Source organism: Mesobacillus jeotgali (assembly GCF_900166585.1).
GTDB classification, from domain to species: Bacteria; Bacillota; Bacilli; order Bacillales; family Cytobacillaceae; genus Mesobacillus; species Mesobacillus jeotgali_A.
This window is the reverse complement of sequence record NZ_FVZC01000009.1, coordinates 1,014,089-1,036,321: the sequence shown is the minus strand read 5'-3', so window position 1 is coordinate 1,036,321 and position 22,233 is coordinate 1,014,089. Positions and strand designations below refer to the sequence as shown.

Genomic DNA, 22,233 nt, shown 5'->3' with positions numbered 1-22,233 from the left:
TTCTGAGTGATATATTCATAGAAAAAGGGAGTGTTATTAGTGGCTATAAAGATGTTTGCTGAAATCCTGAAATATCCTTATGTTGTCGTTTTATGACAGCGCTACTGGAAACAAGCTTCATAAAACAAATTGCTCCTATATCATAAAAAAGAATTTTGATTTAAAAGTGATCATTAATAAGGAGAAGAACGGTTACTATCGCCCTCTACAACATCTTGAAGAGCTAAACGATCCTTCCGTTAAAACTTGCAAAGTGTGCAAGCCAATCCATGAATAATTAACACCAAAAGTTTAAAGTTACACAAAAAGGCAGACTCATTGTCTGCCTTTAATCGCACTATTCTTGAAGCATTTCTATCAATTTCTTAAAAACCCCTGAAGGATTTTTCTCTAATTGTTCAATCGAAACCGCTTCTTCTGTGTAATTTTTAATAAATCGGATTTCTCTATCCTGCTTATCCATGATCACTTTGATATCTTTAATCTTATATTCCGAAATTCTAGAAGCCCTATCAAGATTCTCGTGGTCCAGGTCAATCCTAATGTGATCCGAGACCCTCCTAAGCATTCGCCATATGGACCTCTCTTCATTGGATTTCATAAATAATTCAGGAAGTTCCTGAGCTTCTTTTAGGTTATTTAAAGTCGTCATCACATAGTTGGAAATGCCATAATATACAGGTCTAATATTCTGCTTCAATCTGGACCAGGCAGCTATGCGAAAACGCATGTATTCTTCAGTACCATCATAATAAGGCATGACATCTTTAATCTTTGCGTAAAGCCGCACTCCATTATCACTATTCAAGCTGTTTTTAACATACAAAGCTATAAACTCAGCTTCCTGCCAGCCTTTTCTTAATTGTTTCACAGGAATTTGATAATAGGCTTCCTTGATGAATTGATCATAACTCTCTTGATCGGAAACAAGTCCAACCATTACCATTTGATCCATGCTCGACTTCCATTCTTCATGTGCCCCTCTTGGCAGGATCCCTTCTTTTTGTATCTCCTCCGGGCTCTTATCGATCAATCTTTCTACGAACCGTTCAACCATATTCGTGGCATTCGGAAGAAAAGGCAGCCCGCCTATATTCACTTTATCAATACTCTTGTAAAAATGGTGCTCTTCATAGAGAGTTTCGTCAAACCATGGGAATAACACATAAGCTCCAAAAGCGGTTCTTTCAAATGGTCCCCCACTTGTTGCAACAATTGAATCCCGATATCGATGCATTGTATTAATGTCATCCTCCATTGGACCGGGTATCTTATATCGTTTCTGGTAATAGCTGTCTTCCTGGGCATAATCGATCCGATACTTGGCATCAAAAATATAATGGTATTTGTATCCCTTACCTTTTTTCTCAATGCTCAGCATTGTATCAGGTATTTGCGAAACAGTCGGCAAGCTGCTTTCCCGTTTTTGATACGCTAAAATGATTTCTTCATTCGTAACAGGATGCCTGAATATCCTTCTGGCCGTTTTATTTGCTTCCAGATTTACAAACAAACCTTCCCTGTTAACCTGTACAATATCCTGGCTAATAAGCTTATACTTACAGCCAAGAATTTGCCCTAGCTTCAAGAAAGTCCAATATTCATAGAGAGTCGCAACATCCTTCACCGACATTTGGTAAAGCTTCCCCTGCAGCATCAATCCTTTGGATACGGTTAAATAGATTTGAAAAGCATCCCGATAACCAGGCGCCATTTGCAGAACCAGACTCATAACTGATCGGTCCAGCTTGCCAATAGGCTTCCAAAAAGGACTGCTCAGCTTTGTCTTTAACTGTTTCGACATCGATTCAATTTTCTCAACTAAGTCATAATCTGGCTTCTCTCTGGTCCATCTGTTTTTGCTCACAATAGAGTCCAATAAATCATCCAGCTTTTGTCTAATCCGCACGATCATCCACTTAACATAGCGGTTCTCCAAAGTATCATATGTAAGCTCTTTTTTGATTTTTAACCCTTCTGTTGGCATCACTTTCCTGCCATGAATGTCAATCCCTTTTGATACATCCACAAAGACGTTTGCACGCTTCCTTAAAAAATTCCTGCTTACAGAGTCTTGCTTCCTCAGCTGGTCCCCGCGTGCTTTTTCATAAGTCTTCTCCAATTTATGATGAGGTTGAAATTCAATTCTCGCAACTGCCTGAAGAAATTGATGAAAATGCTCACTGATCAGCCGGTAAAATTCCGCTTTCGACGGATTTCCCTCTAGCTTTAGCCTGGCACCCAAATATGTTTTTCGGATAAAGTGAAAAGCCAGGTTATAAATTTCATCGTTTACTTCTTCTAATAACTTTTGATAATCGTTTTTATAATCAAGTTTAACAGGGAAAATTTCCAGTGTGACTTCAAGGAGTGTTTTACCATCGGCTCTTATCTCAAACGTTGTAAAACCAACCTCGTTTTGAAACTGCAGATTCCCCATTAAAATAGATTGACTGCCAATAGGAACAGGAGAAACAGCTTGTCTGATAAGAGGATATTCGTGATAAAAAGTGAACTCCCGATCATCTTTCGGAACGACAATAAGCTGATAGATCCCATTTTCAAAGAAGATCGGCCTTTGGATTGTTGGGTTTACCAACTCTTGAACGGAGATATCATAAATCTTTTCATTCTGGATGGAATCACTAACAGCATTAAAGTACATTACATCATGACGGTCCATAGCCTTATATTGCCGTAATCCTTCATACCGTTCATGATAAGGTTTTCCCTTTATCACTAATGAAAGATCCTCGGTCTCAATTTTTACTAATTCAACATCATCACGAGATCCAGAAGGAAGTAAAGCCATCGTTTCTTAACCTCCCAAGCATTTCAGCAACCTTTGCTGCGCTTCGCGGATACTTGGCATTTTGAATGTCATTTTGACCATCTTCTTCATAGTCTTTATTCGCAAACAGACTATAAAGTTCCCTCAGCAATTGCTCCACTCTGGTGTCGCTGCCGGCAATTCGCGGAAGTATCTTCTGCATGATGCAGTGGTCAAATGCATTTTCAAACTTCATTAAATTTGATTCTTCATTGTAAGCCAGATAAAAACAGATCTCATCCCGAACACGGTAACCAACATGCGCATTAATCAACTGGAGTGATTCATTGATTTTAACCAGCTCATCCGTAGCCCTGGTCACTAATTCTTTATTTTCTTTATATACGTCCTTTAAATGAAGATACTTAGAAGCAAAACGATCATGACCGATGACTTTCGGCTCCACTTCTTCAAGCTCAGTTAAAAAAGCCAGGTTACCAAGATTAACACGATTAAACTCAATCGTATTTGCCCGATCCAATACCTTTTTGCTGAATGGGTGCGTCGTTTCATCCATATTAACCGTTCCGATTATATAAAGATTGTTTGGAAGAGTAAGGTCCTCCCCATACACATCACTAGAGAGAAGAGTTGAAGAAACAACCTCACCATTCTCCCACTTACGGCTCTCCATCACACTTAAAATATCACTAAAATAATACTCAACACGCGCCAGATTCATCTCATCCAGAAGCACAAAATAAGGCAGATCAGGATTCAGGTGAGCGTTCTTAATTACCTTCGTTAAAGGTCCTTCTTTAAACTCACCTTTAATATCAACATATCCCAGTAAGTCAGAACCATCATTCCAATCTGGACGGATCGGGATTAAACTAAATTGCCCATTCTTTTCTGTTGCTCCTACACTTTCAGCAAACCATTGGACGATCTTTGTTTTACCTGTTCCGGAAATACCTGAGATGATGACGAAAGGTTTTGTTTTTAGGGATAAGAAGAGATTGATTACTTCTTCCTTTTCGTAATAAAAACCTTTACCCTTAATAAAAGAATAAATATAAGTAACTAAATCATTGTAAGAGAGATATTCGAATTTTTCTCTAGTTACATCATGTGGATTTTCACTCATAATATCTCCTTCATACCTAAAATGCACACTGCCATTCTTAATAGAAATAAAATTCTCGTAAATATTAATCATTTCTTCTAGGTCTGCCAGTAGTTCACTCTCATCCGGCATGTTTTCATTATCATAGGGTATATAAAGTGCAGTAGATTGTGCGTAAGCTTTTGCCCTTGGACTATTCCCTAGATAAAAGTCATCATCCTTCCTTACTTTGCTGGAAAGAGGAACAGATCTACGTATTTCTTCTTTAATTATTTGTATTGCTTCTCGAGAAGTTTCAGTAACACCTTGAGCAAGAGTTAGATATACACTACTCATATCCTCACTGAAGAGGTAAACAATATAGTATCCTCTTTGTGTTGACACTGTGACAGACCTATTCATTATGGCAATCCAAGGCACATGAGCCCATACACCCTGACCTACAGAGCCAGTAACAACATAGTCAGTTGGAGGTACAAAAGGTAATCGAGTAAACTCCACCGGTACGTCATTTCTTATAAACGTTCCGAGTGGATGACCTCCAAAAGGCTCTCTTTTTGCTTGCAAGTACTCGTTCATCATTTTTAATAAGCTTTCTCTTAAATTACTTTCCATGCTGTTCTCCTTCTTGTTAAAAACGTCAAAGTACTTTTCATATGGAGTCCAATTATAATCTATTAAATTTGTGCTTTCCAGCCACTTAAGAAGATTATGAGTTCTTTCCTTAGCAACTGATTCAACCATTAAATTATCTCCTCGGGAGTTCCTGACAATTAACATCCCTATCTCTTCGAGGGCGGCCTTCTTTTCTTTTTTTGAAATGTTGCTTAGAAGATCTAAAATCATTAAAGCCATTTTAAAGTAACTTACATTAATTAAAATGCTTTTCATGTATTCATCTTTATTATCAGCTTTTTTGTATAAGTTAAATTGACTGTTATTAATATTATTGTACTCATCAATAAAACCCAATAACCTTGAATCTTGTCTTCCTCTCGATTTTACTCTATATAAATTACCATCTATCTGTCCACTTAAGTTCTTAGGGTCATATTTTGCTTCTAATACTTCGTCTAAGAATAACTTTACTTTCTGGTACTGCTCACTCGGTATATCATCGGTATGGAATTCTTTTAATTTTATTCCAATTTTATTGTCACGATTAACTACTTCGACAAAAGGTAACTGAGAGAAAAAAGCAATTATAAAAGACGAATGTCCTCTTGCCTTCTGAAAATCATGAGAATTCGCTTGCCTAGCAATAATAAATTCTTCCCAAGCTCTATTAATGAATTTGAAAGAAATATTCTCAAATGGATTCGCTTTTTCTCCCGATTTAAACTTAGCCCTACTAGCTTCGGTTTCTAAATAAATCTCTTGATTATTTACATTAGTTATCAAATTGTATTTATTCGTTCCTAGTGTTTTAATTTTATTTACTCTTTTCGCTATATTTAAAAATACGTGTTTATTCATTTTGCCTCTCCAGTTATTTGAGTTTTATAATTATATTTTAACAAAGGATAAAAAAACCTTCCAAAGAAGGAAGGTTTTTACCAGTAAAATTAAGAGCTTCCTTCCAAAAACCTTTGCAAAATTTTTGAAGAAGGATAACTGGACATAGAGGCAATACCGTTTGCCAATTCAATTGGGAAAAGCGCTCCAGTATATCTATGGCTAATTAGTTCTGGAAGAGTAGCAAGGATCCTATTTAGCCCTATTAAATTTGAAGATTGAGGGTAATCCTTACTATCTTTGTATTCACCCGTTGGTACATTAAGGACTAAATAAGAATTGGGATCAACCTTAACATACATTTTCTCACCCCAGTTTGTCCTTTTCCCATATGCGTTCATTAAGTCGGGCGTTCTATATACCTCTTTTCGTATATATTCGTGGGTTAAAACTGAAAAGTGCATAGGCCTGTTTCTTTCAATAGGTTCCAATTCTCTCGCCATTTTAGATAGGTGATCAGCAAACACACCAGATTTCTCTTGCCCTATTATATGGATTGGACGTTCTGTTTGTTTTGCAAATTCTAAAAACGATCTAATCTTTGGAACTAGTTTTGAATACTGGCTACGTAAAGTAAGTGGGCCATCTTTTATAAATAACGTTTCAGTAACTAATTTTTTGTCATTATGGTTCCATAACAAACGGATTATTGTAAATAACATTAAGTGTTCCATAATTAGCATATAAGCGGAACTTACGCTTTCTGGAGCACTTTCCTCATCCATGTCTAAGTGGAAACCTATCATATCGGAAAGATATACTTTTTTACTACAAAACTCACAGTTTTTCTCATCTTGATCTGGTTCTAAGCCGGAAACCTCTTTATCACACTGTGGACACTGAAAATCGGGTGACGGCGTTAAACTATCTGACCATTTCTCATAAACTAACCATTTTAAAGTTTCGTAGAACATTCCGTTTTGATCTATCTTTAAGGAATCCCTTACTATGTGTCTTACGGTATCGTAATTAGAGCCTAGAGAAGTCTTAATATTTTTTAGTGGAAAAACAGTGGCGTGTTGAACTGCACTATTAGTCATTATATCTTGCAACTGCAAAGGATGAGGTTGATCTTTGTCAATTTTTTCTAACTTCGACCGGTCTATTGAAATTAGAGCTGTTTTCACAAATGATACTTCTTTGGGTGGTTTTGTTTCGGATGTCACCGAAACATAGGAGCCATCAACGGCCCAAAAATACTTTAACTTTTCAGAATCCGTTGTTTCTGCTTGTTCCCATCCCTGTTTCTCTCCATCCGAAACTTCATAGGAATTAGTTTCAAATTCCCGAACTAATGATTGAACCCATTCGCTCTCAATTACATTAATATGCCCAAGCTTAGATGCTGTTTCAAAAGGTGATGTCGGACTACTATTGTACGCCATTATTCTTCACCAACAACTACTTCAAACTTATTTGCTTGAACAGGTATAACAAATCTATGAGACATAGTTAACATTCTCATATAACCCGGGGTTTTTGCTTTTTGAATATCATCTTCAATTCCACTAAATGCAACTTGTACTTTTGATAGAGCCCTTGTCTCATTTGAAGAAGAAAGATGACCAACAAAGAAGTTTTCAGTTTGCGCAAGTAGTTCACTGCTAATTGTAGAAGGAGACTGTGTCGAATATACCATCCCTATATGGAATTTAGCACCCTCTTTGGCAAACCTAGAGTAAATACCCGTATGGTCATTTGTATTTGGAGGGAATAAGTTGTGTGCCTCTTCAAAATAGAGCTGAACAAAATGGTTTCCTAATTCATTTGTAACAAATTTTTGCTCTTGGTGTCCAAATACTGCTTTTGAAACTAAATCAGAAAAGTACCTTCTTATATTATCAGTAGCATTACCTAAATCTAAAATGACTGTTTTTCCTTCATCAATATATGCCAATATCTCTGTAGTAAAATTACTTGCATCTTTAGAATGATATTTTAAATAATTCCGAAGAATACTAACACCGCTTCCTGATTTTGGAGAAAAGAAGCCAAGTAATGCAAGATCATCAGCATCAAATAAATCCTTCTTAGAAGATGATGACTTTAATTCACTAGCAGTATTTTCATTTATATACTTTGTTAATGCTGTTATCTCAGTAACCAATTCATCTATTGTGCTAGGCTGAGCTGGTAATTCATCATTCTTCTTTATATTGTATATTTTCCTTCTAACATCTTGATTAAGTCCGGGATTAAAGTCTCCGGCGTTCTTGGTTCTTAATCCCAGTTTACTTAGATTTGATTCACTACAAGAATATCCTGCCTTTTTTAATATAGCCCAATAAAACTGTATCTTTCTTATCATTCTGGTTTTTTCTTTATCATCGGCACTCTTTATTGCTTCTATAGCTGGTAATTCAACACTAGCAAAACTTTTTACATATATAGCATTCTGGTTATCCTGTTCTAAAAGAGTTGATATTACATTTTTACATGTATCTGGTTGCTCATAGAAATTCAAGCGCAAATCCTTTGACTCTGTTCCTGGTCTCTTGGTTAAGGCATAAACAACACAATCATCCTTATACGCTGACCTAAGTGATTTATTCCCATCTTGAGGATTATCATTCGCATATTCACCATTTGTATCAAAGATAATTTGACCTACGGTTTTATCTTTTTTTGATGCCTTAATAACAGATTGAGCTATAAGTTTCACAACATTTGACTTACCTAATCTTGTCTTACCGAACATAGCAGTCCTTGTACCTTTGAAGTCCTCAACAGAAATCTTTACTTCTGTTGGCTGGACCTGACTCGATGTTAGTTGACATTCTGTTGTCCGAAGATAGCCCAAATCATAACTGTTTTTTTGTTTAACAAGCCCATTAATTATTAAATTTAAGATTTCTTGATTTGGAGAATAAACTAAGTAACGATGAGCGCTAACAACATTATTTACATCTCCTGAATATGCAACTCTGTTTGATTCAACAGGATTTTGATAAAACATTCCGAGCACATCACAGTCCAACGCTCCCCATTGTAGCTCACTTTGAGTCCATACGTCTAACTCTGGCATAGATTTCTTATGCAATTCAAAATATGTTTGCTGTACATGATTACTTAGTGGAGTTGGTGAAACACCACCCACTCTTAAAAGAGTAAAGTGATATGGTACACCCCTAAAATCATTTGGTACTAAAATTAGGAATGATCCCCGAGGAATACCTCCAACTGCTACTTTATATGGATCTGAAGTAATTATCTTAGCCGTATCGTAATTTAACTCCAGAACATATCCAACAAACCTCATTTGATCTACTATTCTTGCATCTTCAAGACTTTTTTGTTTGTCTAAAAAATCCGATAACACTCTAAGAGGATTATCGCTTAAAGTTGACGTTTGAATTAAATCTTCAATCTGATTCATGAACTATTCTCCTTTTTATAGATTTGCCATAATTATTAATTCCTCGTAATTACTGCGTTTACTTGAAGATGCTGAGATAGAGCTATATCGTGAGGTTTCAATAAAATCAAAACCATATGGCTCGTATAAATCTCTTATCGATTCATGAGAAGCATTTGTTAATATTATTTTTACACCACGTTCTTTTGCATTTGATAAACTTTTGGCTAGACGCACTTGATCATCCCAGGAGAAAAGTACTTCGTTGTATTTTATGAATCCATTGTTATTATGTCGAACTGTATATGGCGGGTCCACAAATAGAAAATCATTCTCTTTAGTCATATTAATAATTTTTTCAAAATCCTTATTTAATAGTTTCGTACTTCTTAATGCTTTTGCAGTTGCCTGAAAGTTATCAGTATCTAGTAAAACTTGCGTTTTAGAACCAATCGGTACATTAAATTGCCCTTGTTTATTAACTCGATAAATCCCGTTAAAACATGTTCTATTTAGGTAAATCAGTTGAGCACTTTTTTCTTCTAAAGTGGTAAAAGTTGTCGAACGAATATAATAATAATATTCTTTACAATGAGCTTCGTTATGTTCATTTAATAATTGATAAACTTTACTCCACTTACTCTTAATACCTTTATATGTATCGATCAAATTTTTATTTAAATCATTTAGAACTGCCACATCAGGATTAAGATAAAAAAATACAACTCCACTTCCTAAAAAAGGTTCAAAATATCTATTAAACTCTTTAGGTAACAAACTTTTGTGTTTCTGTATAAACCATCTTTTTCCACCAGGCCACTTTAAAAATGGGGTTATAATTCTATCCATATTACTACCTTCTTATCTAATTAAGTACTTTACTATAATATTATTGTATATTAATCACCCCTAAAATCCGATGAGATTTTTCAAATTATTTATTTTTCTGTCTTTATTTTACCAAAATTTTATATGGATTCGGTATATTTTTGTATTTTTTGTAAAAAAATGTTTCTGTATGAGTTTTAATAACATATTAAATAGTTTAACTATAGGATGAATCATTAACTTTATGATAAGTTGTTAGACTAAATAAGAGAATTTTCCCTCGCTTGTACCATAGTTATCTGTATAAGCATACCAGTCAAGTTTATCGATATCCTCGAAGATTCTGGTTTCAGTTAAGTCTTTTTGAGAAATACCATTCTCCTTGTTACTATTCGAATCAATAACATACTTGCGTTGAATTCTCTTCTCGAAAACATCTTTAATCTTGACTGCTTCGAATTTCAAAGTTCCTTTGTACTGTTTCTCAACATTAATGTACTCATCTACAATAGCCTGCAGAATTGCATTTGAAATAAACAGCTTGTGATCTTGAGAAAGAGTTTTTACATCCTCTTCATCACCAAAGACAATGACAGACACTTTGTTTTGAATTTCTTTCAAGAAGCCTTCCAAAGTTGGTAGTCCGACATAAGAATTATGCAGTTTCTCAAAATTAAAATCTTTATTTTTCAGGTTCACTGCTGCTCTCAAAACATTGAGGGTGATTTCTTTTCCGACTTTGAACTTTCGGTTATCTTGTTTTTTCTTAACTTGAAAAACCTCTCTGTCTTCTCCTTCAAAGGCTGCAAAGTCGCCCATACCAGAAGTTGGAAGATGAACTTCCAATTCCTCTGGAAGAATGATTTCCCAATCATCCCCGAATAAGGACCCTTGCACTGATGTAGAGGACGGCTTTTCAACTCGACTGTTGACCCATACGACACCGTTCTTATAAGTGCCTGTTTTCCGGAAGGATCGTTTCAATTTGATTTGCCTTTCAACCATTGATTGGTCATCATAGATTCCGGATTCGCGAAGAACTTGCTTCAGCTCAGAAATATACCTCGGGTTGTCTTTCGAATGGTAATGAAGTTGTTCAATAACGCGTAGTTCGGCCGCTTCATTATGGTCAAATTTCCGCATTGTATTTCATAGCTAAATCATTATTGATGACAAATGGATAGTAACGAGCTCCACGACCAATAAGTTGCTTCTCTGCATTAGTTGTCGCCCCTGGCTTAAATCCAGCTTTCGTCGTCTTCCCATCACGAGTATCGTAGAGGCGAACGATATCAAATAGATTTAGTACATCCCATCCTTCGTTCAGCATATCAACGGCAAAGATAGCCCGAATCTCATTTTTGGGATCTTCCAGAGTATTTAATTCAACCAACTTATCACTCGTCTTATTATCACTATCGATAAGCATTAATCGTTCTTCGCGGAAGTCTTCTTTTAATTCGGCAATTAGGTTCTCATGAGTAATGCCATTTTCATCAAAAAAGTTAAACGCCTGTGTCAAAATACCATCAAGGCCAGTTGAGGATAGTTTTTGTTGTTCAATTTGATAAGCCGTTAGACCATCCAAAATTTCAAGAAAATAAGATAGATTCCCTGCGCTCTCTGTCTTCTTTTGTGACTTAAATAGAATTAGTGGTTTTAAGTTAATCCCATTTTTTAATGCGATTTTCTTTCTGAACTGACTGATGATTATTGCTTGAAGCATACGGACATCAACTTCATTATTTACCAGGTGGAACAAAACATCTTTACTATAACCATCTAATCGAAAATCTTTAAGATTATATTTATACAGTAGGTGTTCTCTGTACTTCGCTGCAATGTCAGCATCTAACAAATCTATCGTTGCAGTGAACTCGAAAAGAGAAGATTTTTTTGCATTTCTTTGAATGTTATCAACTGTCGCAGTCCAACTGGTATTATCCTTTTTCTCATCCGCATTGAGTCCGGCATTTAAGTGATGTGCTTCGTCGGCGAGCATTACAACGGAAATGTCCTCGAATTGTTCATAAGAGAGGCGATTTTCACGAGGTGTATTCAAGTCGATATGCAGTTGCTGGATAGTTGTAAATAAGAGGTTGATTGCATCCTCGTTTGAATCAGAAAAATCTGTAACTTCCCGGATTTCTACCAACTCATCAGCAATCATTATGGAATCAGCAAACAAATATTTTCCTGAAGTTGAATCGACTTTTTGGAGTAAATGGCCTGGCTTTAATCATTGGAACCCAGTTGGTTGGTCGTTTAGCAGATATTATTCCCGAAAAAACATTCTTGAAATTCGGTTTATACCTTTCTACTGCCGCCGGTATTTTTTTACTGGAAGCTCTTCTGTTAAAAGCACCACTTCTAGCAGTTGCTATCCCGATTTTCTTTTTAGTGTGTTCCATAGGGATCATTTCAACCACTTCCTTCGCATTAGCAATTGAGTCTCAGGGACATATTGCCGGAAGTGCATCAGCACTATTAGGTTTACTGCCATTTGTTCTTGGTTCGCTTACATCACCATTAGTAGGGATTGCGGGAGAATATTCAGCGATACCAATGGGTGTGGTTATTTTATCAGCAAGCTTACTCGCTCTCCTTTCCTATTTTGTGCTAGTTCAAAGAGCAACAATCCATGTACAGACGGAAAAATAATCGAAACTGATTACATCCCTTGAGAGGATTTTTCCAAAGTGATAATTACAATTGTTCATCTGTTTTTCTTTTTATTAAAAGATCAAACACCTAGGATGTCGTAATTCAACCATACGACATCCTAGGTGTTTTTATGATCACATACTTTTAACCAATCTAATTTTACTGCCCTTCGACCCATAATTTCTACTTTATAATTGAGACTCATAAATGAGCATCAGTAGTTCACTTTGTCTGACCCTCTATAATTTTACCAAAGTCTTCTTTCAACAAAGAATACATATATAAATAATGAAATTTACCACGTGCAAACTCATAATTCCTTAATAATCCTTCTTTGATAAAACCCAACTTTCCTCTAACTTTTGTGATAATCGTTGTTCGTAAATATATGTACATCCGCTATACTGGTGGCTCCTTAGCTCTATTTGTCAAAAGGTCTCTTCTTCTTATTCATTTAGAACATAAGTTATTGTTTATGGCTTTAATAGGTGAAGGGATTTCAAGCTTGGGGAAGTAACGTTGAAGAACTATTAATACAATAATATCTACCAGAAAAACAAAAAACTGCCGGGCTCATCAAGCCCGGCAGCTTATCTGTAACTATTCAGTTTTATTGCTGTTCTGATCGATCTTCTCTTTATAATCATACTGTGAACGATCAACAGGAACAAAATCCTTAGGAGTGTAGAAACGTAAAAGGTCACCTTCTACCACCTTATCAGAGTAATTCAATATGGTCTCCGTCATTTCCCTCTGCTGTTTTGCTTCTTCCGTTTCTTCTATTACAGTGCCGGTAGCTGAGTCATAATACTTGCCGTCAATGAATGAGACTTTAGGACTCATGAAATCACCATCTCGGAATGGCACTAGTTCATCGTGATCTTCTGATAACAAGTCTGTACCCAATTGGAGATATGGCTTTGAATCAATTCCTAGTAAATGCATGAGAGTTGGAAGCAAGTCAATTTGTCCGCCGTATTCATGCATTGTTCCTCCCTTGATGCCGGGCACATGCATCAATAATGGTACTCTCTGAAGGCCAGCACTTTCAAATGGAGTAATTTCTTTGCCTAATACTGTCTCCATCGCCTTGTTGTGATTATCGGAAATGCCATAATGATCACCATACATGATGACTACAGTGTTATCATATAAACCGGATGCCTTTAGGTAGTCAAAGAACTCTTTTAATGCTTCATCAGCATATCGAGCTGTCTGGAAATATGAATCAACGGATGCATCTCCAGTAGTATGTGGTTCAATCGTTGTTTTTTCCTGATCCATTTTATAAGGAAAATGGTTGGATACTGTTATGAACTTTGTATAAAATGGCTGTGGCAATGATTCAAGCATAGGCTGAGATTGCTTAAGGAACGGCTTATCCATTAACCCATACTCTGCAAGGTCCTCTTCATTCATTGTGTAGTAGCTTGAATCGAAGAAGTTGTCATAGCCAAATGATTTATAAATTTCATCACGGTTCCAGAACGATCCATTGTTCCCGTGGAAAACAGCGGAAGTGTATCCGTTTTGGCCTAAGATAGCTGGTGCAGCTTGATACGTATTCATTCCTTTTGTAGAGAAAGCAGACCCTTGCGGCAGACCATATAGGGAGTTCTCGAGCATAAATTCAGCATCAGATGTCTTCCCCTGGGCTGTTTGATGGAAAAAATTATCAAAATACAGGGTGTTTGAATCTCTCGTTAACGAGTTCAGGAATGGTGTTACTTCTTCACCGTGAAGTTTGTAATCAATCAAGAAATTTTGCATCGATTCAAGGTGGAAGTAAACTACATTCATCCCTTTCGCAGCACCGAAGTATTCCGGATTCGGTTTTGCGTAATTTGTTCTCTGGTAATTAAGGATTTCAGTTAAATCATCTGTACTTGCCATTGCCCGTTTCATGGAGCCATTGACACTCTGTACAGCATCATAAATGGTATAGTTATACATCCCCAAATATTTGACAATATAGTTGCGATCGAATGTCCTCGTTAATAATTGCGGGCGGTCTTTTTCTGCCAGCCCAAGGTTCACTGACATGATTAGAATGGCGGCTATGAACACAGTCGCAACGCTTTTGCGATTAACCATTCCGCTCGTACGCTCTTTTTTCCACAGTAATCCTACGGCCAATACAATAAGCGTGTCCAGGAAAAATAAAAAGTCATAAGGTTTCAGCAAAGATGACACACTTGTGCTTACATCCCCAAAGTTTTGTGTCTGGGAAATGGTTGGTATGGTGATGAAATCGCTAAAGAATCGGTAATACACCACATTTGCAAATAGTAAGAAGCTCAAAATAAAGTCAATAACAATAAGCCATAAAAATTTTCTTTTCGTGGATAATAAAGAAAAACCTAAGAATAGTAAGACTGAACCTAACGGATTCAGAAATAATAGAAATTGCTGCAAGTTATTATCCAAGCCTAGTTTGAATTCTAAATGTTGTACTAAATATGTTTTCACCCATAATAAAACAACAGCTAAAAAGAATAGGCCCATGTGGGTTTTTGGGATTTTTTTAATCACGTTCATTCCCCTCTTTCTATCATCTACTGTTTTAATAGCTTTTAAGAATTTGGAAGCCATTCAAGTATTCTATAAGAATTTGGAGCGATTGTAAAGGGATAATAGTTGCTATTAAACTTATTACTTACTGTTTTTGCCACTTGTTGGATTTTCTTCCAAACCCACCAGCTTATTGCTTAATATGCAAAACATAATACTTTGCACAAAGTATTTAACTGGTTATAATATGAGTGAAACAAACAAAAGGGAGGAATTACGATGGGGAAATTTGATAATAAAATCGTTCTGATCACGGGTGGAGCTTCAGGTATGGGGAAAAGAATGTCTGAGCTTTTTGTTGAAGAAGGCGCTTATGTCATCGCTGCTGATATTAATAAAGAACTGCTTGAAGTGGTCAGTCAGCATGATTCCATTGAGGGCAAATTGTTGAATGTAATGTCTGAGGACGATTGGAAAAAAGCTGTTGATGAAATCATTGCTGATCATGGACGAATCGATATCCTGATTAATAACGCAGGAATTGCGACTGAAAAGCAAATGGACGAAACAACGATTGAAGATTGGGATTTAATGATGCGCATTAATGGCTTTGGTCCATTTGCCGGTATGAAGCATGTATTGCCTCATATGGTGAAACAAAACAGCGGTGCCGTTGTCAATATTTCGAGTTATACTGCCATGGTTGGTATGGGTGTCAATACGTACACCGCTTCTAAAGGTGCCGTCAGATCTATCTCACGTGCAGCCAGTACAGCCTATGGCAGATTCGGAATTCGCGTAAATACTGTATTCCCTGGAGTCATCGAAACACCAATGACAGCTAACTTGTCCGAATCAAGTGAAGTCGTAAAGCGTTTGATTATGGCTACTCCTTTACAACGCTTAGGACAAGCGGATGATGTGGCACGTGCCGTATTATTCCTGGCTTCAGATGATGCTGCTTATATTACGGGAGCAGAATTAGTCATTGACGGAGGCTTTTCTGCTCAGTAATTTTACCTTTACACAAACTTACAGACTAAGCCATATGGTTTAGTCTGTTTTTATCTTAATGCACCTCATCCCCACACATCATCCCCACTTCAACACAATCATAAGGAAGACTTATAATAAGTCATAGAAACAACATCATTCACTTATGACTAAAATTCAGTTAGCATAGAAACAAATAGGATGATTGAAAAGGGGCGAATACGAATGGGTGCTAAATTGGTGTTTAGAATGGCTGAAGAACAGGATTTAAATAGGATCGTTGAAATGCTTGCTGATGATGTATTAGGAAGTCAACGTGAACGTTATGAACAGCCACTTCCCCAAAGTTACCTGGACGCATTCAAGGCAATTTCCTCGGATCCAAATAACGAATTAATAGTGGCATGCCGGGACAATGAAGTGATTGGAGTACAGCAAATTACTTTCACCCCCTACATCACCCATCAAGGCGGATGGAGAGCGACGATCGAGGGAGTCAGGACATCCTCTCGAGTCAGAGGCATGGGGGTCGGCAGTGAACTGATCAAATGGGCCATTAAACGTGCTGAAGAACGAGGCTGCCACTTAGTACAATTGACCACTGATAAAAAAAGACCTGATGCATTGAGATTTTATGAAAAATTAGGCTTTACGGCAACCCATGAAGGGTTAAAGCTAAAACTATAGAAAATCCGTCTTAAGTGAAAGCTATTTCCGTCAACCTTTTAGCAGCGTTAGTGTTATATTATATACTTAGTCCACCGGAAAGAAGTGAAACCATGTCCATCCAGATTGTCCTTTTAGGCTTATTGCAGGAGAAATCCTATCACCCATATGAAATGAAGAAAATGATTATTGAAAATAAGTGGGACCATCTTTTCCCTGTGACGGACGGTAACATTTATCATGCGATTAGAAAACTGGAAAAGCATGAATGGGTGGAATCGGAAAAGGAAGAGCAAGTCAATAATCGGCCAAACCGGACTGTCTATCGGATTACAGATGAAGGAAAGGATCAGCTATCCAAAGAAATTCAGCTCGTTTTTGAACAACGATTGAAGGAGCCTCGCTCACTTTATCCTGCCACCCTTTTCATTCATTTATCAAATGTAGATGAAATAAAGAAAATGATCCAACAATGGATCATCGAGCTGCAGGAAGAAACCTCGGTTGAGACAGAATATCCGGCAGGATTGCCTCAATTGATTAACAGGCACTATTCGGATACAAATAAACTTTATCATAAATGGTTAAAAGACCTTTTAGTGAATATCAAAAAGAGTTAGTAGACATATGTCGACTAACTCTTTTTTTACAAAAGTCAAAACTATGTATTTGTTGTAACTTTCTACAATAATCATCCCAACTGCCAGACTGAACATTTTAAAACTTGATACGGATGGTTATTTTGGTTCAACATCTTTAAATGCATCTTTAAAAGCATCTTCTTCTATCTCAATTTCTTTATTCAAGTTGTTTAATATCTCCTGAACCGGTTTTGCCTCTTTACTCATAAGTGCTTGTTTAATTTGATCTTTCACCTCGCTTAAAGGCGTCTCCTTGATATCTGTTACTTTAATGATGTGATAACCAGATACTGTCTTGACCGGCTCACTTACTTCTTCTTTTTTCAATTTCAAAGCTGCTGCAAGAAATGTCGGGTCCAATTCCTGGCTTCTTCCGGAAAGATAGCCAATATCTCCGCCTTCAGCAGCAGACATTTTATCTGTCGATTGCTTCTTGGCTAATTCTGCAAAATCGGTTCCTTTCTTTAGTTCCTTTTTTATTTCTTTAGCAGTTGACTCATTATCCACGAGAATATGACTGGTTTTCGCCTCAGTGTATTCATTTTTATGTTGTTCATAGTAATCTTTTATTTGTTTATCTGTGACTTTCACCCCTTCTGTTGTCGCTTTAAAAAAATATAGGGATTGTTCTATATGATCCTTTAACTCTTCTTCGTTTTTAAAGCCCTGTTTTTGCAGGAACATTGTATACGCTTCTTTATTACCAACCTGTTCCTTTATTTCGCTCAGCCGTTGGTTCACTTCTTGATCAGATACCTCATATTTACCTTTCAAAATTTGCATATAAACCAACTTTTGGATCAATTCCTTTCCGCGCTCGGTGCTTGCCACTTCTTTAAATAAATCATCCTTTGATATATCTCCGTATTCCGTTTTAACTAGCAGCTCTCTCTCTTCCCCAGAAGTTACAGCCGAACAAGCACCAAGCAAAAACAATAATGATAAAACGGCTACAATTTTGGTCATATTCTTCATTTAACTTCCCTCCTGCTTTTTATCATCTTCATCATAATGGTTATCGCTAATAGAACTTCCTAAGGTTTACTATTGAGATGAACATCAAATAATCTTTTAATGCATGTAATAGTGATCATGTGATTAAACGCAACATAGGACAGTCGCATGATTATAATGATTTTAAAGGAGGCGGGACAGTTTTACGACTGTCCCGCCTATTATTTAATTGTTTTTTGTACCCTTATACAAGGCCCCTTGCAATCCAGCCTATTGCCAGATCTCAATCATTGAGTCAGCATATGCATTCAGACTGGTATACACTTTGTCAGAGATTTGATTCGCATCCTTTTTGAGTTCTAAGAACCCTTTGAAATCATTAAGGTGTTTGACAACCTTATCAGCAGATTCTTTCTCTTCAAACTGCCCTACAGTTTTCATATGTGCCTTCAATGCTTCCGCCGTACCTGCTTTGATAGATCCCTCATTTGCAAAACTATCAATAACAGAGCTTATACCTGCTGCACTCAAGCTGCCAGGCAAGAAGTTGTAGTCAGTAAAACTTTGATTAGCGTCTGTCTCTGAAGTGGCTGTAAAGGTAAGTTTGGAAGGTGCTGTCTTGCCTTTCGGGATCTTCACATAAACCGGAACAGCGACGGTTGCTCCTGGATCTACCGCGATTACATTGTGATCAAGTTGTACTTTCCAATCATCACCTGCCGAAGCATTGACACGGAAAAGGTCCTTTGCTTCGCCGGTATTTGTGACATTAAAATGATAGACTGCCACTTTGTCCTCTACAGCAGGCTGTACAGTGCCTGCGCTAACATTTACTCCTCGTTGAAATCCACCTGCGCCTTCCGTGTTTCGGACGGCAACCTGATAGCGGAGTACCCCATCTTTGTCTTTTTGTTTCCCTAAAATGTAGAAATGAAGTTTATTGTAAGGATCAACGTACTCATTGACAACTGTGTCTTTGTCAATAGAACCATCAAATTGTCCGGCAACCAGGCTTGCCCCATTACCAGCTTTGAATAAAGCATCGAGAGTTTGCCGTGGATCACCTTTGGCAACCATCGCTGTGGTGCCATCAGGTCTAGTAAAGTCTTTCAGATTGATATCCTCAGGATGTGAGTCAACTACCCAGATATTCGGGGCAGACTCCGCATTTTTCGTCTTGGCAATCAAGACGCCAGAATCAGCTGCGAAGGAATCCGAACCAACGCGATCGACCACTTCAAGGGTGTAGTTATTGTACAATCTATTAGAAAGAATATCATTTCGCCAGTCACCGGCAAGGTAATCTGTTGGTGTTAAATCGTCCATGCTGATATTAATACCATGGATTCCGGTTCTGCCGAAGTTTCCTCCAATTGGTGCTTGACGTGCGGTAATATCCGCAAACACCGGTCCAGATTCCTTTAATTCATCTCGGTTTAGCTTCAAGACTTCATCATCGGATACAAATCCCTGTTTCATCTTATTACGCAGCATATGTGGAGCCGGTATAGAAGCACCAAGAGTCGATGGAATCATCCAGCGAGTATGCGTTCCGCCAGGACCATTGAATGAGCCGCGGCTCATCGTCTCCCAATAACCAGAATAGGTTCTAGGGTCAAGGGATGCATTATTGTAATTATCACCAAGCCCGCGGAGATGGCCAAATTCGTGAGCAAATGTTCCCATGCCATCGCTTTCTCCCTGTATAGAGACACGAATCCTTTTGCCATTTATGTCTGCACTAGAGGCCGCCGACCAAATCGTTTTTGCTGCATAAAAGGAAGTCCACGGAACATAACGAGTTTTTGCCCAGTTTGGCATGTTTTCAAATCCAGGCAAATCCGGCGGTCCAAATGCATCAGAAACCGAGTCTTGATTAAGAAACATCATTTCGCCGAATTCTTGCCATACGGTTGACTCGTCATAACCAGCATGTACGATGAATGCAAAGTCATAGTCTTTTCCAGCTGCGGCAATGTCAGCTGCTGCTGCATTTACCCCGTCCTGAAAAAGGTTTCCGCTGCTATATTGAGATGGAAGTGAACCGGCATTCATACTGTTAAGCCCATATTGAAATTCGTTTTTATCCAGGCGGTAGGGACCATAAGAATCAAGGGAGACGCCCCATTTTCCCTGGGAATTCTCCTTCCAGAAGCCATCAATTGTCTGATAGTTATTGAGTTTACTAGGAACATTCAAAAAGTTCTCCCACCATTCCCCAAGATCTTCACGAGGAACGGCATCCACTTGAGGATTGCCGGCAATCTCAGAACCTTTTGGCTGGGTCAGGATAAAATCCTGATCAGGAAAGTCGACCAAAATCAAGGCACCTTTAAGTTCTGTTTCGGGTTTAATATTAGTTGAATTCCAATCCATACCTGGAATCGGATTATAATCATTCCAAGTCATATCATCTGGATTTACCCATGACTGGGAATCCACTGGGCCGGGCATTTTCTCCAGACCTGGTTCCGCAGCAAAAGTGGCTGTTGAAGAAAACGCAAGCAATAAAGTGGTAGTGGCTGCTGCAATTTTATTCTTGAATTTCAAATCGATTCTCCTCCCAATTAGATAATGTCCCTACCTTTTTATGTAGGTTGTGGTTTTTCATTTACTATAAAACTTTTGTTATGTTGCCATTTTCTTAATCGTGAATAGTCATTTATCACCCACCTATCACAGCTTGATGTCGTAACTGGGTTTATCACCTCCTCAAAGTGCATAAATCGATTGTTCAAAATTAGTACTGATTGGAATTTGTATATAAATGAAAGAATTTTAAAATAGAAGTTTGCAAGAGTGTAGAAATGATTGATGATGAAAATATAATGTTTGAAGCATGGTGTGATTTTCATCTACACTTTTCCGAATATTCCGACATTATATGACATTATTTTTTACTTTAAAAAAATATTCCCTCTTCTGCTATTAATCTATTACGCATTCCGAAATATTTATACTCCCTAATTTCTGCATAAAAATTAGTAATCCTTCAACTTTATTCCAAAAGTAGAAAAACGCGTAAAAAGGCCCATTGGTTATAACTTTGGCGTAGCCAAAAAGAAATAGTATTCCCCACCCCTCTTTTTATCCAATAAAAGTGGAAGAAATAAAAAAATGATCCAACTAAGGATCATCAATCTCAGGATGAAACTGATGGAATTTATCTCAACTGATCAACAGGCAATATGCAAATACAAGCACCCTTACATCAAAGCCCTTATATTCAATCAAAAAAAGAGTTAGAAGACACTTTGTCCTCTAACTCTATTTATATTTTTCTTTACAATCATGGCAACAAAGTCAAAACCGCAAAAAAGTGCATAATTGAGCCAGCCATAACAAACAGGTGCCAGACGGCATGATGGTAATGGAATCCCCGCCATACATAAAAAATCGCCCCTACTGTATACAGTACTCCTCCAATAACAAGGAATTGAAGTCCTTGTATGGAAACATTTTCAGTCAATGGCCCCCATGCGAATACGATCAGCCATCCCATAATGACGTATAATGCAGTGGACGTATGCAGGAAGCGTTTCACGAACAGCGATTTGAAGACAGTTCCAGCGATGGAAAGTCCCCATACAATCCCGAACAGCGTCCACCCTAATGCTCCTTTTACTGCGATGAACAAGAATGGTGTATAGGTACCGGCAATGAAAAAATAAATGGACGAATGGTCGAATATTTCAAAGATGTCTTTTGCCTTACCCTGCGGAAAGCTGTGAACAAGAGTTGATGACGTATAAAGCAGAACCATGGTGACTCCAAATAATGTGAAGCTGACGACATGCCAGGCTGTCCCGTGTATTGATGAAAAAACGATCAGCAGGACGAGCGCCGTGATGCTTAATAAGGCACCAATTCCATGAATGATCGCATTAGCGATTTCTTCTTTTTTCGTAAAGATATGTACATTGGCCATAGTGTTGACTCCTTTGTCCTGATTCCGCTTTCCTTCTATATTATAGTAGAAAAAAGTATATCATGAATGAGCATTCTAGTCGCTTATCAAAGCCTTCCCAAGGAAGCCCCTTTTTACATAACTATATCAAATATCGTTAAGTACTTTTCTTAAATCATATGATTGTCGTAATTAGTTCATAAGTAGAGGAGTAATTTTAGCATTTCTTTTACCTGCTTCTCCTTTTCCACAATCCAGTTCTTTCTTATCCCTTTTCTCTTATCCTGCTTAGCAGGTAAACGC

The 22,233-nt window shown here is 37.4% G+C and carries 15 protein-coding genes; 4 read left to right on the top strand and 11 right to left on the bottom strand.

What is annotated here, in order from left to right; genetic code table 11:
* Positions 1 to 337 precede the first annotated feature (337 nt).
* From B5X77_RS15260 to B5X77_RS23570, 7 genes are all read right to left on the bottom strand, one after another.
* Complete coding sequence (locus tag B5X77_RS15260; protein ID WP_079508825.1) at positions 338 to 2,812, bottom strand: restriction endonuclease-like protein; 2,475 nt, start codon at positions 2,810 to 2,812, stop codon at positions 338 to 340.
* Entirely contained in the window at positions 2,784 to 5,372 is a 2,589-nt protein-coding gene (locus B5X77_RS15255; RefSeq protein WP_079508824.1) for an MrcB family domain-containing protein, read from the bottom strand. The genes B5X77_RS15260 and B5X77_RS15255 overlap by 29 nt, the downstream gene beginning before the upstream one ends.
* An 89-nt stretch (positions 5,373 to 5,461) precedes the next feature.
* Positions 5,462 to 6,796 (bottom strand): hypothetical protein, encoded by a 1,335-nt coding sequence (locus B5X77_RS15250; RefSeq protein WP_079508823.1) that lies wholly within the window; start codon positions 6,794 to 6,796, stop codon positions 5,462 to 5,464.
* Entirely contained in the window at positions 6,796 to 8,787 is a 1,992-nt protein-coding gene (locus tag B5X77_RS15245; RefSeq protein WP_079508822.1) for an ATP-binding protein, read from the bottom strand. The genes B5X77_RS15250 and B5X77_RS15245 overlap by 1 nt, the downstream gene beginning before the upstream one ends.
* A gap of 15 nt (positions 8,788 to 8,802) precedes the next feature.
* Positions 8,803 to 9,615, bottom strand: a complete 813-nt coding sequence (locus B5X77_RS15240; protein ID WP_079508821.1) for a DNA adenine methylase — start codon at positions 9,613 to 9,615, stop codon at positions 8,803 to 8,805.
* Between the two features lie 234 nt (positions 9,616 to 9,849).
* On the bottom strand, positions 9,850 to 10,737 hold the full coding sequence (locus B5X77_RS23575; RefSeq protein WP_218970311.1) for a hypothetical protein: 888 nt from the start codon (positions 10,735 to 10,737) through the stop codon (positions 9,850 to 9,852).
* Positions 10,724 to 11,764 carry a DEAD/DEAH box helicase family protein gene (locus B5X77_RS23570; protein WP_218970310.1) on the bottom strand — a complete coding sequence of 347 codons (1,041 nt, stop codon included), beginning with the start codon at positions 11,762 to 11,764 and terminating at the stop codon, positions 10,724 to 10,726. The genes B5X77_RS23575 and B5X77_RS23570 overlap by 14 nt, the downstream gene beginning before the upstream one ends.
* 83 nt (positions 11,765 to 11,847) lie before the next feature.
* Here B5X77_RS23570 and B5X77_RS15230 point away from each other — a divergent pair, with 83 nt between their 5' ends.
* Positions 11,848 to 12,255, top strand: coding sequence for an MFS transporter (locus B5X77_RS15230; RefSeq protein WP_176167333.1), 408 nt, complete (start codon positions 11,848 to 11,850; stop codon positions 12,253 to 12,255).
* A gap of 603 nt (positions 12,256 to 12,858) precedes the next feature.
* Here the strand turns inward: B5X77_RS15230 and B5X77_RS15225 are convergent.
* On the bottom strand, positions 12,859 to 14,796 hold the full coding sequence (locus tag B5X77_RS15225) for a lipoteichoic acid synthase (RefSeq protein WP_079508819.1): 1,938 nt from the start codon (positions 14,794 to 14,796) through the stop codon (positions 12,859 to 12,861).
* A 252-nt stretch (positions 14,797 to 15,048) separates the two neighbouring features.
* Here B5X77_RS15225 and B5X77_RS15220 point away from each other — a divergent pair, with 252 nt between their 5' ends.
* The 3 genes from B5X77_RS15220 to B5X77_RS15210 all read left to right on the top strand — a co-directional run bounded on the left by B5X77_RS15220 (position 15,049) and on the right by B5X77_RS15210 (position 17,048).
* Positions 15,049 to 15,783 carry an SDR family NAD(P)-dependent oxidoreductase gene (locus tag B5X77_RS15220; protein ID WP_079508818.1) on the top strand — a complete coding sequence of 245 codons (735 nt, stop codon included), beginning with the start codon at positions 15,049 to 15,051 and terminating at the stop codon, positions 15,781 to 15,783.
* A 204-nt stretch (positions 15,784 to 15,987) separates the two neighbouring features.
* The gene (locus B5X77_RS15215) at positions 15,988 to 16,449 is read left to right on the top strand and encodes a GNAT family N-acetyltransferase (protein ID WP_079508817.1); all 462 of its coding nucleotides are present in this window, start codon (positions 15,988 to 15,990) and stop codon (positions 16,447 to 16,449) included.
* Between the two features lie 92 nt (positions 16,450 to 16,541).
* Complete coding sequence (locus B5X77_RS15210; RefSeq protein ID WP_079508816.1) at positions 16,542 to 17,048, top strand: PadR family transcriptional regulator; 507 nt, start codon at positions 16,542 to 16,544, stop codon at positions 17,046 to 17,048.
* Between the two features lie 117 nt (positions 17,049 to 17,165).
* Here the strand turns inward: B5X77_RS15210 and B5X77_RS15205 are convergent, their stop codons facing one another.
* The 3 genes from B5X77_RS15205 to trhA form a co-directional block, all read right to left on the bottom strand.
* Positions 17,166 to 18,044 carry a peptidyl-prolyl cis-trans isomerase gene (locus B5X77_RS15205; RefSeq protein ID WP_079508815.1) on the bottom strand — a complete coding sequence of 293 codons (879 nt, stop codon included), beginning with the start codon at positions 18,042 to 18,044 and terminating at the stop codon, positions 17,166 to 17,168.
* 249 nt (positions 18,045 to 18,293) lie between these two features.
* Positions 18,294 to 20,573, bottom strand: a complete 2,280-nt coding sequence (locus B5X77_RS15200; RefSeq protein WP_079508814.1) for a M6 family metalloprotease domain-containing protein — start codon at positions 20,571 to 20,573, stop codon at positions 18,294 to 18,296.
* 739 nt (positions 20,574 to 21,312) lie between these two features.
* The gene (gene trhA / locus B5X77_RS15195; protein WP_079508813.1) at positions 21,313 to 21,951 is read right to left on the bottom strand and encodes a PAQR family membrane homeostasis protein TrhA; all 639 of its coding nucleotides are present in this window, start codon (positions 21,949 to 21,951) and stop codon (positions 21,313 to 21,315) included.
* Between the last annotated feature and the right edge of the window lie 282 nt (positions 21,952 to 22,233).

Coding starts and splice junctions, on each gene's coding strand:
- B5X77_RS15215 (WP_079508817.1), top strand. CDS start 15,988: ATGGGTGCTAAATTGGTGTTTAGAATGGCTGAAGAACAGGATTTAAAT.
- B5X77_RS15220 (WP_079508818.1), top strand. CDS start 15,049: ATGGGGAAATTTGATAATAAAATCGTTCTGATCACGGGTGGAGCTTCA.
- trhA (WP_079508813.1), bottom strand. CDS start 21,951: ATGGCCAATGTACATATCTTTACGAAAAAAGAAGAAATCGCTAATGCG.
- B5X77_RS15260 (WP_079508825.1), bottom strand. CDS start 2,812: ATGGCTTTACTTCCTTCTGGATCTCGTGATGATGTTGAATTAGTAAAA.
- B5X77_RS23575 (WP_218970311.1), bottom strand. CDS start 10,737: ATGCGGAAATTTGACCATAATGAAGCGGCCGAACTACGCGTTATTGAA.
- B5X77_RS15205 (WP_079508815.1), bottom strand. CDS start 18,044: ATGAAGAATATGACCAAAATTGTAGCCGTTTTATCATTATTGTTTTTG.
- B5X77_RS15240 (WP_079508821.1), bottom strand. CDS start 9,615: ATGGATAGAATTATAACCCCATTTTTAAAGTGGCCTGGTGGAAAAAGA.
- B5X77_RS15250 (WP_079508823.1), bottom strand. CDS start 6,796: ATGGCGTACAATAGTAGTCCGACATCACCTTTTGAAACAGCATCTAAG.
- B5X77_RS15210 (WP_079508816.1), top strand. CDS start 16,542: ATGTCCATCCAGATTGTCCTTTTAGGCTTATTGCAGGAGAAATCCTAT.
- B5X77_RS15255 (WP_079508824.1), bottom strand. CDS start 5,372: ATGAATAAACACGTATTTTTAAATATAGCGAAAAGAGTAAATAAAATT.
- B5X77_RS15245 (WP_079508822.1), bottom strand. CDS start 8,787: ATGAATCAGATTGAAGATTTAATTCAAACGTCAACTTTAAGCGATAAT.
- B5X77_RS15225 (WP_079508819.1), bottom strand. CDS start 14,796: ATGAACGTGATTAAAAAAATCCCAAAAACCCACATGGGCCTATTCTTT.
- B5X77_RS23570 (WP_218970310.1), bottom strand. CDS start 11,764: ATGATTGCTGATGAGTTGGTAGAAATCCGGGAAGTTACAGATTTTTCT.